Annotated in this window: 9 protein-coding genes and 1 pseudogene; 4 read left to right on the forward strand and 6 right to left on the reverse strand. The window is 60.2% G+C overall.

Annotated features, from left to right (window positions below; translation table 11 throughout):
* From CUJ90_RS24810 to CUJ90_RS24825, 4 genes are all read right to left on the reverse strand, one after another.
* Nucleotides 1-2,763: a type VI secretion system Vgr family protein gene (locus tag CUJ90_RS24810; protein WP_114164129.1), complete on the reverse strand. Its 2,763-nt coding sequence runs from the start codon at nt 2,761-2,763 to the stop codon at nt 1-3.
* Nucleotides 2,764-3,683: 920 nt separating this feature from the next.
* On the reverse strand, nt 3,684-4,013 hold the full coding sequence (locus CUJ90_RS24815) for a DUF4148 domain-containing protein (protein WP_114164130.1): 330 nt from the start codon (nt 4,011-4,013) through the stop codon (nt 3,684-3,686).
* A gap of 179 nt (nt 4,014-4,192) precedes the next feature.
* Nucleotides 4,193-5,260 (reverse strand): aldose epimerase family protein, encoded by a 1,068-nt coding sequence (locus tag CUJ90_RS24820; RefSeq protein ID WP_073432026.1) that lies wholly within the window; start codon nt 5,258-5,260, stop codon nt 4,193-4,195.
* A gap of 33 nt (nt 5,261-5,293) precedes the next feature.
* Nucleotides 5,294-6,511, reverse strand: a complete 1,218-nt coding sequence (locus CUJ90_RS24825; protein ID WP_073432047.1) for a XylR family transcriptional regulator — start codon at nt 6,509-6,511, stop codon at nt 5,294-5,296.
* 271 nt (nt 6,512-6,782) lie between these two features.
* On the opposite strand from CUJ90_RS24825, the gene xylA reads away from it, so the two are divergent.
* The 4 genes from xylA to CUJ90_RS24845 all read left to right on the forward strand — a co-directional run bounded on the left by xylA (nt 6,783) and on the right by CUJ90_RS24845 (nt 12,141).
* Nucleotides 6,783-8,105, forward strand: a complete 1,323-nt coding sequence (xylA, locus tag CUJ90_RS24830) for a xylose isomerase (RefSeq protein WP_073432027.1) — start codon at nt 6,783-6,785, stop codon at nt 8,103-8,105.
* 172 nt (nt 8,106-8,277) lie between these two features.
* On the forward strand, nt 8,278-9,306 hold the full coding sequence (xylF, locus tag CUJ90_RS24835) for a D-xylose ABC transporter substrate-binding protein (protein WP_073432028.1): 1,029 nt from the start codon (nt 8,278-8,280) through the stop codon (nt 9,304-9,306).
* Nucleotides 9,307-9,385: 79 nt separating this feature from the next.
* Entirely contained in the window at nt 9,386-10,945 is a 1,560-nt protein-coding gene (xylG, locus tag CUJ90_RS24840; RefSeq protein ID WP_073432029.1) for a D-xylose ABC transporter ATP-binding protein, read from the forward strand.
* Entirely contained in the window at nt 10,942-12,141 is a 1,200-nt protein-coding gene (locus CUJ90_RS24845; protein ID WP_073432030.1) for a sugar ABC transporter permease, read from the forward strand. The genes xylG and CUJ90_RS24845 overlap by 4 nt, the downstream gene beginning before the upstream one ends.
* 245 nt (nt 12,142-12,386) lie before the next feature.
* Here the strand turns inward: CUJ90_RS24845 and CUJ90_RS33385 are convergent.
* Nucleotides 12,387-12,662: pseudogene (locus tag CUJ90_RS33385) on the reverse strand (helix-turn-helix domain-containing protein); the annotation flags it as partial.
* A complete protein-coding gene (locus CUJ90_RS24855) occupies nt 12,659-12,994 on the reverse strand; it encodes a type II toxin-antitoxin system RelE/ParE family toxin (RefSeq protein ID WP_073432031.1) in 336 nt (111 codons plus the stop codon). The pseudogene CUJ90_RS33385 and the gene CUJ90_RS24855, both read right to left, overlap by 4 nt.
* Nucleotides 12,995-13,039 lie beyond the last annotated feature (45 nt).

The following is a 13,039-nucleotide window of genomic DNA, read 5'->3' on the forward strand; positions in this document are numbered from 1 at the left end:
TCAAGCTTCGTCGGCGTCGTCGAGATAATCGGCGCGGATGTCGGGTTGCCCGCCGCCTGCAAACTTCCACGGCTTGACTTCTATCTTGTCTTGTTTGAACGCCCGCAGATTCACATCCTGCGCGCTGGGCGTAAAAACCCGTACCGTTTCGCCGAAGTCGTTCGTGTGGCCGAGCAAGGTACGCCCGGAGGGTAATTTCAGTTCGTAGGCGTGCTGGATCATCGGCGTCCCGTCAGCTTCGTTTTGCAAAACGTACTGCGCCTGATAGGACGGTTGGAATTGCGGTAGCGGATAGGCTTGACTGGCCGGTCCATTGAAACTATGTTGGCTGCCCTTGAAATCTACCTTTCCAGGCGCGTGAATTTCGATGTTGCCGCCCGTCATGCGGATATAGGCACCGCCCGATGTCAGAAGAATTTCCTGTTTCGCGGCCGCTTCGATCTTCTCTGTTGCGGACAGCAGCTTCATCGTCTTCTGCGCCGTCAGTTCGAGGTTGTCCGAGTGCGCCTGAACTTCGACCTTACCCTTGCCCGCGAACAGCTTCATCCCCGCGTTCTGTACGAACAGGCTGAGTTTTCCGGCCACGCTCGCAATCAGCGATTTGCCGGTCGCGAGGTGCGTGCCCTGACCGCTTACGAAGTTGATGTGCTCGTCCGCCGATACATGGACCGATTTCTGCGTGGACAACGCGATGCCCGACGGGCTGGCGAACAGCATGACCGGCTCCCTGAACGCATTGGCACTGCCCGTTCCACCGCCCGCCGTCCTGCCACCCGACGACGAACCCGAAACATTGTTCCGGGTAGCATCGGTGAACGACTTCAGTGCCGCGTGTCCGTCCCCGAGGCTTTCAGCCTGATGCGTGGTGCTCGCCCCGGACAGCGCTTCCAGCACGCTTTCCGCATTCACCAGTTGCAAGTTCGCCTCGCGCACGTCGAGTTGCTGGCCCGCTGCCGGTTTCGCATGCGTGGAAACGTACAGACCCTGACCGGCGCGCACCGCACCGTAGGCGTCGGACTTCAGGTCGAAACCGCTGCCCAGATACGCGCCGCGTGTGTTGCCGGTCTGCGCGATCAGATAACCCAGGTGCAGATGCGCATTCGTGCTGCTGCTATAGAGGTGAACGCGGTTCTGGCCGGTCGCATCGTCCATCACCATCTGGTTGTAGCCGCTGCCCTGATATTCCTTCGACCTGTAGCCCGACAGCAGACCGTTCGAATGCCAGGGCGGTTGCGTCGCGCCGTTATACACCCGGCCCGTGACGAGCGGCCTGTCGCAGTCGCCATCCACCCATTCGATCAGCACTTCCTCGCCGATCCTCGGCACATGCACGCCGCCATAGCCGCCGCCCGTATCCGACATCGCGACCCGCAGCCAGCATGACGCCTTCTCGTCGCCGTCGTTGAGCCGGTCCCAGTGGAAGCGCACCTTGATGCGGTTGAGCGCGTCGGTGTAGACCTCCTCGTTCGCCGGGCCGACGACGATTGCCGACTGCAGATGCATCTCCGGCTTGTGATGCTCGAACGGACTGCGGTAGGGCACGGCCTTGCGTTGCGCCTCGATCTCAACGAGGAAGAAGCCTTCGCTGCCATCGGCGTGGGCGACCTTCAACGCACTGGCTGTGCTTTCATGATTCGCCCGGACCATCGCCAGTTCGCCTTTCAGGCTATGCGGGAAATCGGCGGCCTGACTCGAAACCGGCAGGTTGTTTTCAATGAACCACGACGTTGCGATCATGGCGAACTGCCGGTTCTGTTCACTGTCGGTGGCGTGCCCGGGGTGATCGTCCAGTTCGAACCAGCGGCCCGCATCCGCCTGCCTCACACCGCCTGAACCGAAGAAGCGCTTCGCCCGCGACTCCCATTCCTCCATGCGGATCTTCGACAGGTGATCGCCCCGGTCCTGGCTGCCGTAGGTGTAGGCGCCGGTGTATTCGTAGACTTCGGCCTGTTGCGGCAGGTCGCCCTGTGTGGCAAGTGTCGGCACGGTCGTGCCCTTCGGACTGGCGGACGAACCCGGTGCCTTGTAATCGAAGGTGCGCGTCGTGAGCGTGGTGCTCTGAAGCGTTCTTGTGCCCGACCACTGAACCAGTGCATCGGTTTCGCTGTTCGTACCCGCTCGATAGAACCGGATCGTCTTGGGTGAAAGCGGCCAGAACGCGTCGAGGTTGTCCGTGACGATGAGCGTATGTGACTGGCCGTCGCCAGCCTGCTCGAAACAGCCGAACAGCCCTTCGTTTTCCATCAGCCGGTGCACGAAGTTCCAGTCGTCCTCGTATTGCATGCAGAACGAACGCGCGGGCAGGGGCCGGCTCAGCGCAAAGCGGAATGCGCCCTGGGCCTGTGGATGCAGATTGAAGACATCGGTGAGGATTTCGTCGGCGGGTTTGTCCTGCCAGATCCGCGCGTCCTTGCGAAAGCGCAGGAAGTGCATCCATGAGGCAAAGCCGAGCTGATAACTCGTGAGTCCGTTATCCGAGCCGAGGCGTCGCGCGGTATGCACATAGCCGTGATGAGGCAGATAGGATTTGTCGGTCTGCTGGATCCACAGCGTGACGGGCTGGGCGATCAGCGTCTTCAGTTCAATGGCACCGGAAGTGGAAACGACATCGACCGTGAATTCATAATGGCGGCCAATCCGTGAATGGCCGATAACCCGCTGCGGCAGAAGAACATTACCGCCCAGCGGACTATCCAGTTTCAGCAGCCGGTCGCTTTGAGCGAGTCCGCCCTTTATTGCCCCGATTATGTCCTGCGCTCCCATTGCCGCCTCTTCTTGTTAGCCGACTGATTGACCGCGCTCCGCGCGATTTTACGGAACTTCAGACGAATCGACCAGAACTTGAATGTCAGTCAATGTGAGACGGCATTAATTCCCGAATTTCAATTATGCGCTTTGGATATCGGTAAAACCTATCGTGGTCTTGGCAGCTGACGGCGAGCAAAAGTCGGCCCGATTCGGTTTTGTGCTCGCGTTCACGTAGCGCGTCGTGAAGCCGCGACGTGTTGAGAGTCGAGCCTGGCTCTGGAGCGACGATGACAAAAAGCGCGTAGCCGGAACTGCAAAGTAGAACCTGATTACGCTGGATGCAGCGCCCGCCGACAACGCGGATGGCGTTTGCTCGCCTTTTGCGGCAAATACTCGCATGTGCAGCGCGTCGGTTTTTCGTGACCCTGGCCCATTAGGCGTTTGGCCGCGACGCTTGCCCAGTCCAAGGACAAAAGCCCACGCGCACTGAAAATACGCGTAGTCAAAAAACGGATCGCGTGTACCGGTTCCTACGTACGCCCGTCAGAACCGCATTGAATAATTTTTCGGCGGTGCGCTCTCTAAGCAGCAGCTATTCGATAAAGAAGATGTTATGAAAAATGGACTTCGCATAATGCGACGACTGTGCCCGTTTCGATAATCAGATCGGCGTCTCGAAAGCTTTCGCCTTTCTTTCCTATCAAAGAGACCAGAACCAAGAACAAAAACAAGCGCATGTCATCCAATTATCGTGCGGCACTAAACCACTCGATAACGGCGCAATACAAAACGTCGCGCCAATAACAAAGAGAGGCGCATCAGCGCCTCTCCTCAATCAAAGCATTCCCGCTCATCCAGCCAAACCCTCAACCCAGCGTACGCCCGAACAAACCCATGACCCACAACCCCCAAAAAACATCACCACCAAAAGCGCCTCACTCCCCACCCAAAGGCTGCGGATACGGATTCACAACCGCCGTATTCCCACCAGTCTGCGACGTCTGCGACGACCCCCCACCCGAAGAACCATACCCGGTCACATCCGCTTGAGCCGTAGCATTCTGCGCAGCGATCCTTGCTTCCGCAGCCTGAATATCCGCCGGATAATTCGCATCGACAGCGGCAGCCGGGTTATATCCAGCCTGTTCAATCTGCCGCAATTCCGCCTTCACCTGCGCGCGCGTAAGCGGCTGCGCCTGTGCGAACGAAGCCACAGGCGCAACGAAAACCACGGCGAGCGTTACAACCTTGATCAGCGATTTCATGATGCTTCCCTCCGAAAACTGTCTGTAAGGCGCCGCAGCACGTGTGCGGCAACCAATGAACAGATTCTAGGAAGCGAAAAACCTAGGGGTAAGCCCTGATCCCGTAATTCAGTCTTGCAGAAAACGATAAGTCGGAATCGTAAGAAACGCACGCCGAAACCCTGAACAAACGAAACGGCTCAAACGCCGCTGCGCACACCGACCCGATACCGAGTCACTTGCCGATACGTATCGCCGGCCTGCACGATCACCGCATCCTGCTCATCAGCCATATTCACCTGATTCGGAAAGCCGCCCGCTTCGAGGCAAAGCCCCGCATGCGGTTGATACGCAATGCCGCCGCGTCCCTTGTTGCCATTCAGCGCGTTGCCGCTATAAAACTGCAAGCCGCGCTGATCGGTGAACACAGTCAGTTCGCGTCCACTGCCGGGGTCATACGCACAAGCAACCTCGCGTATCCCCGGCGCGCTCGCCTCCCCCAACACATAGCAATGATCGAATCCGCCCGCCCGCGCAAGCTGCGCATGCGGCCAATCCAACCTTGCGCCAATCGGCGCGCTCTGCCGGAAGTCGAACGCATTGCCCGCCACTTCGGCGAGTCTGGTGGGAATCAGCGCCGCGTCGACTTCAAAGAACCGGTCCGCATCGATCGACAACACATGTCCGCGAATATCCGCGCCCGGCCGCCCCGTCAGATTGAAATACGGATGACTCGTCAGATTCAGCGGCGTCGCCGCATCGGTGATCGCTTCATAGTCGATGGTCAGCGTGCCGTCGTCGTCGAGCGAGTAACGCACTTGCGTCGTCACGTTGCCGGGAAAACCGGCGTCGCCTTCGGGCGACTCCAGGCGCATGACCAGCGCGCCATTGTCCTCGCTCACGTCCCACAGCGCGCGATGAAAACCCTGCGTGCCGCCGTGCAATAGATTCGCGCCTTCATTGCGGTCGAGCGTGTACTCGATGCCGTCGAGCGTGAAGCGCGCATCGGCAATGCGGTTCGCCCATCGGCCGATCAATCCGCCCATGTAGGTGGTGGCCGCCACGTATTCGGCGGGCGTGTCATGGCCGAGCAGAATATCGCCGAGACGTCCCGCGCGATCCGGCGCATGCCACGAGACCAGCGTCGCGCCCAGGTCGCTGATGGCGATTTTCATGCCGTGTGCGTTGCGCAGCGTAAAGAGCCGCACCGGATCGCCGCCGGGCAGCGTGCCCCACGGCTCAGAGGAGAGTTGTTCAATGCTGATCATGTCGTCGGTGGAAAAGAAAGTAAAAAGGCATGCTCAGCCAGGCGCGACCGTTGAATTGGCGCGTTCCTGATACTCGCGCGGCGTGCAACCGAGTTCACGACGAAACACCGCGTACATGTATTGCAGCGACGTGAAGCCGCAACGAATCGCCACCTCCGCGCTCGACGCATCGCGCTTCGCCAGCAGCGCTTTCGCGACATCGAGTTTATGACGCAAGATTTCCTGATGCACGGTGCACTGCCGCTCGCGCCGAAAGTACTCTTCTAGCGACGAACGCGACACGCCCACATAATCGGCAACCTGTTCGGTGCGAATGCCCTGGCACGCGTACTGGCGAATGAAATGCCGCGCGCGCATCACATATGGGCTCGCGAGCGGCTGATGCTTGGTCGATTCGAGTACGTTGATGCCGACCGGCGGCACGAGAATGCGCCGCCCCGGAAAACGCGCGCCGCGCAGCATTTGATGCAACAAGTGAGCGGCGGTGCGTCCCATTTCCCCGGTGCCTTGAATCACCGAGGAAAGCGGAATGCGCGTCAACGTGCGCGTCAACGGATCGTTGTCGATGCCGATGATCGCCACTTCTTCCGGCACTGGAATACCCGCGATCAAACACGCTTGCAGCAAATGCCGCGCGCGCGCGTCAGTCACGGCGATGATGCCGACCGGCTTCGGCAGTTGGCGCAGCCATGCGGTGAGCTGCTCGGTCGCCTGGTTCCATGACGGCGCGCTGGTCGACAGGCCGCGATAAATCTCGCTGCGGATTTGCTCGTCGCCGTGGCCGTCCGCGTGACGCAAATGCTCGAATGCCAATTCGCGCTGCTGCGCCCAGCGGTTTTCCTGCGCTTGCGGCAGGCTATACAGCGCGAAGTGTTCGAGTCCCGCGCCGATCAGATGCGTATACGCGAGCGAGACGAGCTTGCTGTTATCGGTGGCGATATAGGGTAAGTCCGGGGGATAGTGCGCCGGGTCTTCAAACGATGACCCCACCGCGACGACCGGCAACGGACAATCGCGCAGCGCTTCGCCCACGGCGGGGTCGTCGAAATCCGCGATGATGCCGTCGCCGTCGAAACGCTCGATGCCGGTCAGCCGGCAGCGAAAGTCTTCTTCGAGAAAGAGATCCCATGCCACGCGCGTGGACAGCAGGTAATTGCCGATGCCGGTAATGATCTCGCGGTCGTAGACCTTGTTCGCGTTGAACAGCAGCGCGATCCGATGGGTCGTCTGTGGTGTTTGCGGACGGGTCATGGCAATGGGCGGCGTGCAAATCGGCGGGACTCGCAACGCCATCGTCTCCTGTTGGGCGCGCCTTGCAGGCCGCGCTTTTTAAGCGTCCGGTTATTCTAGGCCGCGAATCTCGCGACGGTGCGAAACAAACGCGTGGGCGGTAAGAAACATCAAGCACGCTGCGCAATTTCGCAATTGCCGATGCATCAGGCAAGCGGCAGCATGGCGTCACCTTGTCGACCGGAGCGGCAACGTCGCGCGGTTGCAGTGCAGCATAAAACAGGAGACGCTGATGTCCTACTTCGAACACATTCCCGAGATCCGCTACGAAGGTCCGCAATCGGATAACCCGCTTGCGTACCGCCATTACGACAAGAGTAAACGCGTGCTCGGCAAGACACTCGAAGAACATCTGCGCATTGCCGTGTGCTACTGGCATACGTTCGTGTGGCCCGGCGTCGACATCTTCGGGCAAGGGACGTTTCAGCGCCCCTGGCAGCAAGCCGGCAATGCAATGGAACGCGCGCAACAAAAGGCCGATGCCGCCTTCGAGTTCTTCTCCAGGCTCGGTACGCCGTACTACACCTTTCACGATACGGACGTGGCGCCGGAAGGCGAGAGCCTGAAGGAATACAGCGAGAACTTCACGCGCATTGCGGACTATCTGGCGCGCAAGCAACAGGATACCGGCATCAAATTGCTGTGGGGCACGGCCAATCTGTTTTCGCATCCGCGTTATGCGGCCGGCGCGGCGACCAGCCCAAATCCTGAGATTTTCGCGTTTGCCGCGACGCAGGTCCGTCATGCGCTCGACGCAACCCAACGGCTGGGCGGCGAGAATTATGTGTTGTGGGGCGGCCGCGAAGGTTACGATACGCTGCTCAATACGGACCTCGTGCGTGAACGCGATCAACTCGCTCGCTTTCTCCATATGGTGGTCGACCATAAGCACAAGATGGGTTTCAAAGGCGCACTGCTGATCGAACCGAAGCCGCAAGAGCCGACCAAGCATCAATACGATTACGACGTCGCGAGCGTGCACGGTTTCCTGCTGCAATACGGGCTGGAGAAAGAGATTCGCGTGAACATCGAGGCGAATCACGCGACGCTCGCGGGGCACTCGTTTCATCACGAGATCGCAACCGCTTACGCGCTTGGCATTTTCGGCAGCGTCGATGCGAATCGCGGTGATCCGCAAAACGGTTGGGATACGGATCAGTTTCCGAATAGCGTGGAGGAACTGACGCTGGCCTTCTACGAGATTCTCAAGCATGGCGGCTTTACCACGGGCGGAATGAATTTCGACTCGAAGGTGCGGCGGCAAAGTGTTGATGCGGAAGATCTTTTCCACGGCCACGTCGGCGCGATCGATAACCTCGCGCTCGCCGTCGAGCGTGCAGCCACGCTGATCGAAAACGACCGTCTCGAACAATTCAAGCGTCAGCGTTACGCGGGCTGGAACTCGGAGCTAGGCCGCAAGATCCTGTCGGGCGACTATTCGCTGTCGACGCTGGCCTCGGATGCGCTACAGCACGATCTGAATCCGCAACACGCAAGTGGCCGTCAGGAGCATCTGGAAAACGTCGTGAATCAGGCGATTTACAGCGGGCGCTAATCAGGCGCACGCAAAGAGGCAAAGCCCGCGAAAACAGCGGGCGTGAATAAAAATCGCGCGGCCACGTCGACCGCGCGAAATAGAAGCTTTGGGTTGTCGCTTGTCCGGTCTTGCGGCTCGCAGCGCAGGCCGTCCAATCCGGTATTCCGGCTATCAGAAGAAGGAGAGAGACATGAAATTCGCAATGCGTCGTACCCTACTGAGTTCGCTCGTATGTGGAGCGGTGCTCGCCAGCCTGTCGCTTGTCGCGCCGCTCGCGCACGCAAGCAAGGATCATCCCGAGATTGGTTTCTGTATCGACGATCTGCGCGTCGAGCGCTGGTCGCGCGATCGCGACTATTTCGTCGCGGCAGCGGAAAAGCTCGGTGCGAAAGTGTCGGTGCAATCCGCCGATGCGAGCGAAGCGCGACAAATCTCGCAGATCGAAAACCTGATTTCGCGCGGCGTGGATGTGATCGTCATCGTGCCGTTCAATTCGAAAACGCTCGGCAATGTGGTCGCCGAAGCGAAGAAAGCGGGCATCAAGGTTGTCTCGTATGACCGGCTGATTCTCGATGCCGATGTGGACGGCTATATCTCGTTCGACAACGAGAAGGTCGGCGAACTGCAAGCACAAGGCGTCTACAACGCGCAGCCGAAGGGCAACTACTTCCTGCTAGGCGGCGCGCCCACCGACAACAACGCGAAGATGCTGCGCGAAGGCCAGCTCAAGGTACTGAAGCCCGCAATCGACAAGGGCGATATCAAGGTCGTCGGTCAGCAGTGGGTGCCGGAGTGGAGCGCGTCGACGGCGCTGCGCATCGTCGAGGATGCGTTGACCGCGAACAACAACAAGATCGACGCAATCGTCGCCTCGAACGACGGCACCGCAGGCGGCGCGATTCAGGCGCTGGCCGCTCAACACATGGCGGGCAAGGTGCCGGTTTCTGGTCAGGACGCGGACCTCGCCGCGGTGAAGCGCGTGATCGCCGGCACGCAAACCATGACCGTCTACAAGCCGCTGAAACTGATCGCGGGCGAAGCGGCGAAACTTTCCGTTGCGCTCGCGAAGGGCCAGAAGCCTGCCTATAACGCGCAGTATGACAACGGCAAGAAGAAGGTCGATACGGTTCTTCTGCAACCCACGTTGCTTACCAGGAGCAATGTCGATGTGGTCGTCAAGGACGGCTTCTACACCCAGGCCCAGCTCGCGAGCCAATGAGCGTAACGAGTGCGCGGTTTGCGCCGATGGGCAGGATGCGCATCGGCGCAGCCGCGCGCCTTGCAGCGAGGCATAGCGAATGACGCAACCATTGCTGACGATGCGCGGCATCGTCAAGGCGTTTTCCGGCGTGAAGGCGCTCGACGGCATCGACCTGACGGTCTCTCCGGGCGAGTGCGTCGGCTTGTGCGGCGAGAACGGCGCGGGCAAATCGACGCTGATGAAAGTGCTGTCCGGTGTCTATCCGCACGGCACGTGGGACGGCGAAATCATCTGGGAAGGCGAGCCGCTGAAGGCCGCGAACGTGCGCGACACCGAACGCGCCGGCATCATCATCATTCACCAGGAGTTGATGCTGGTGCCCGAGCTATCCGTTGCCGAGAACATCTTTCTCGGCAACGAAATCACGCTGCCCGGCGGCCGGATGAATTACGCCGCGATGTACCAGCGCGCCGATGAATTGCTGCGCGAACTCGGCATTAGCGGAATCAATGCCGCGCAGCCGGTAATGAACTATGGCGGCGGCCATCAGCAGTTGATCGAAATCGCGAAGGCGCTGAACAAGCGCGCGAAGCTGTTGATTCTGGACGAACCGTCGTCGTCGCTGACCTCATCGGAAATACGCATTCTGCTGGACATCGTGCGCGATCTGAAACGACGCGGCGTTGCCTGCGTGTACATCTCGCACAAGCTCGACGAAGTGGCGGCGGTGTGCGACACGATCAGCGTGATTCGCGATGGCCGACACGTCGCGACCGAACCGATGCACGCGCTCACCACCGACCGCATCATCTCCCTGATGGTGGGCCGTGAAATCAAGAACCTCTTTCCGCGCGAGCCGCATCCGATCGGCGACGTGATTTTCGAAGCGCGCCACGTGACCTGTTTCGACGTCACCAATCCGCGCCGCAAGCGGGTGAACGACGTGTCGTTTTCGCTGCGGCGGGGCGAGATTCTCGGTGTTGCGGGTTTGGTGGGCGCGGGGCGCACGGAGTTGATGCAGGCGATTTTCGGCGCGTATCCCGGCGTGAGCGAAGCGACGGTGGTGATGAACGGCAAGCCGTTGAAGATTCGCGCGCCCGTCGAGGCGATTCGCGCGGGCATCGGCATGGTGCCGGAAGATCGCAAGCGTCATGGCATCGTGCCGGGCTTGAGCGTGGGTCACAACATCACCCTCGCGGTGTTGCAACGCTTCGCATCGGGCGGCCGGATCGACTCCGCCGCGGAACTCGACACGATTCACACGGAGATGAAGCGGCTTTCGGTGCGCGCCGCGCATCCGATGCTCTCCATTGCGAGCTTGTCGGGCGGCAATCAGCAGAAGGCCGTGCTGACGCGCATGTTGCTCACCGACCCGAAGGTGCTGATTCTCGACGAGCCGACGCGCGGTGTCGACGTCGGCGCGAAGTTCGAAATCTACAAACTGATTTTTCAACTGGCGCAGCGCGGCATGTCGATCGTGATGGTGTCCTCCGAATTGCCCGAAGTACTCGGCATTAGCGACCGCGTATTGGTGATCGGCGAGGGCGAATTGCGAGGCGACTTCGTCAACGACGGTCTGACGCAAGAGGACATTCTCAGCGCCGCGATCCGTCCCGTGCAGCGATCCCCGAACCCAACCGCAGCGAGTGCCGCATGACGCCCGACGTTACTTCCCAACGCGCCGACGATTCAGCGCCGCGAGGCGCTTTCGGCGGTCCCCAGCGTATTCAGCAATTGTTCTCGCGCTACAAGATTCTCGCGTTGCTGATCGCCGTGGCCGCGATCTGGATTTTCTTTTCGTTGCTCACGCACGGCGCATTTGTCACGCCGCGCAATCTGTCGAATCTGCTGCGGCAGATGTCGATTACCGGCATGCTCGCGTGCGGCATGGTGTTCGTGATCATCGCCGGCGAAATCGATCTGTCGGTCGGCTCGCTGCTCGGCTTGCTCGGCGGCGTGGCGGCGATACTCGACGTGAACCGGCATTGGCCGATCGGCGTCACCTTGCCGGTGGTGATGTTGCTCGGCGTGCTTGTCGGCATGTTCAATGGATGGTGGTCGACCTACCTGCGCGTGCCTTCGTTCATTGTCGGGCTGGGCGGCATGCTCGCGTATCGCGGCATTCTGCTGGGCGTCACGGGCGGTTCGACGATCGCGCCGGTCTCCGATAGTTTTGTTTTTGTCGGCCAGGGGTATTTACCCAGGCTCGCGGGCGACACGCTCGCCGTGGTGCTGTTTCTGCTGTTGGCGTTTCTGACGGTGCGGCAGCGGCGCAACCGCGAGCGCTATCAACTGACCGTCGTGCCGGTTTGGCAGGATGTCGTGAAGGTGGTCGGCGCGGGCGTGATTCTGGCCGGCTTCGTCGCCACGCTCGACCGTTACGGCGGCATTCCGGTGCCGGTTCTGCTGCTGCTTGCGCTGCTCGGCATCTTCACGTGGATCGCCACGCAGACGGTATTCGGGCGGCGCATCTATGCCGTGGGCTCCAATCTCGAAGCGACGCGTCTCTCAGGTGTGAACACAAATCGAGTGAAGCTCGCGATCTTCGCGCTGATGGGGCTGATGTGCGCATTCGGCGGCATCGTGAATACGGCGCGCCTCGCCGCGGGTTCGCCGTCGGCGGGCTCGATGGGCGAACTCGATGCAATCGCCGCGTGCTTTATCGGCGGGACGTCGATGCGCGGCGGCTCCGGCACGGTCTACGGCGCATTGATCGGGGCACTGGTGATGGCGAGCCTCGATAACGGCATGTCGATGCTCGACGTCGACGCCTATTGGCAGATGATCGTGAAGGGCAGCATTCTCGTGCTGGCCGTGTGGATCGATGTGGTGTCGGGGTCGAACCGGCGCTGAGGTGTTGGGGGGTGCGTCAGGCGAGCGCCGACGCACCGTGCGGTGCATCGGCTGAAGTGCTTGCGGTGCCGCGCGGAAATGGCGGCTCAGCGAGCATGCGCGAGAACCGCGGTACCGCCCTTGCTGCGTCGCACTGATGCCTTTGCGGTCGGCTTCTTCGTTGCCGCAGGTTTTTTTGCAGGTGCTGCGGGCTGCTTGGGCGTGGTCGACTTGAGGTTCGCATTTGCAGCACGCCGTTTCACTGGCGCATCCGACACGCGCATCTCCACACGCATGTTTGCCGCTACCGCCATATTGACCAATGCATCGAGCGCGAACAGATTGATCTTGCCGCGCATAAGATCGGACACGCGTGGTTGCGTGACGCCGAAATGCCTGGCGGCCTCTGCCTGGCTCATGCCGGTGCGGGTGATATGGTCTTTGAGCGCCATCATCAACACCGACCGAAGTTTCATGTTCTCCGCCTGTTCCGGCGTATCTTCGATGGCATCCCAGACGCTCAGAAATTTTTGATTGCTCATGGCTTGACCTCTTTCAATTCGCGATAGCGCTTGGTGGCAAGATCCAGATCGGCTTTGCTGGTTTTCGGGGTCTTCTTCTGGAAGCAATGAAGCACGTAAACCGCATCGGCTAACTTGGCCAGGTAAATGATCCGGAATGCCCCATTTGCGTCCCGAATCCGTATTTCCCGTACCCCTTGGCCTATCGTGTTCATTGGCTTCCAGTCGTCCGGGTCGCGGCCACGCTGGACTTGATCGAGTTGATAGCCGGCGTCACGCCGCGCCGAGAGTGGAAACTCGCGCAAGTCGTCTAATGAACTACCGCAGAACGTTAGTGGCTTTGCATCGATCATACGTGAAATTATATAAAGGTTTGTATGTTGCGGCAATCGATCGAA

It is taken from the genome of Paraburkholderia terricola, from assembly GCF_003330825.1.
GTDB lineage: Bacteria > Pseudomonadota > Gammaproteobacteria > Burkholderiales > Burkholderiaceae > Paraburkholderia > Paraburkholderia terricola.

Excerpts from the sequence above, each read along its gene's own strand:
- CUJ90_RS24810 (WP_114164129.1), bottom strand. The coding sequence starts at position 2,763 with ATGGGAGCGCAGGACATAATCGGGGCAATAAAGGGCGGACTCGCTCAA.
- CUJ90_RS24815 (WP_114164130.1), bottom strand. The coding sequence starts at position 4,013 with ATGAAATCGCTGATCAAGGTTGTAACGCTCGCCGTGGTTTTCGTTGCG.
- CUJ90_RS24820 (WP_073432026.1), bottom strand. The coding sequence starts at position 5,260 with ATGATCAGCATTGAACAACTCTCCTCTGAGCCGTGGGGCACGCTGCCC.
- CUJ90_RS24825 (WP_073432047.1), bottom strand. The coding sequence starts at position 6,511 with ATGACCCGTCCGCAAACACCACAGACGACCCATCGGATCGCGCTGCTG.
- xylA (WP_073432027.1), top strand. The coding sequence starts at position 6,783 with ATGTCCTACTTCGAACACATTCCCGAGATCCGCTACGAAGGTCCGCAA.
- xylF (WP_073432028.1), top strand. The coding sequence starts at position 8,278 with ATGAAATTCGCAATGCGTCGTACCCTACTGAGTTCGCTCGTATGTGGA.
- xylG (WP_073432029.1), top strand. The coding sequence starts at position 9,386 with ATGACGCAACCATTGCTGACGATGCGCGGCATCGTCAAGGCGTTTTCC.
- CUJ90_RS24845 (WP_073432030.1), top strand. The coding sequence starts at position 10,942 with ATGACGCCCGACGTTACTTCCCAACGCGCCGACGATTCAGCGCCGCGA.
- CUJ90_RS24855 (WP_073432031.1), bottom strand. The coding sequence starts at position 12,994 with ATGATCGATGCAAAGCCACTAACGTTCTGCGGTAGTTCATTAGACGAC.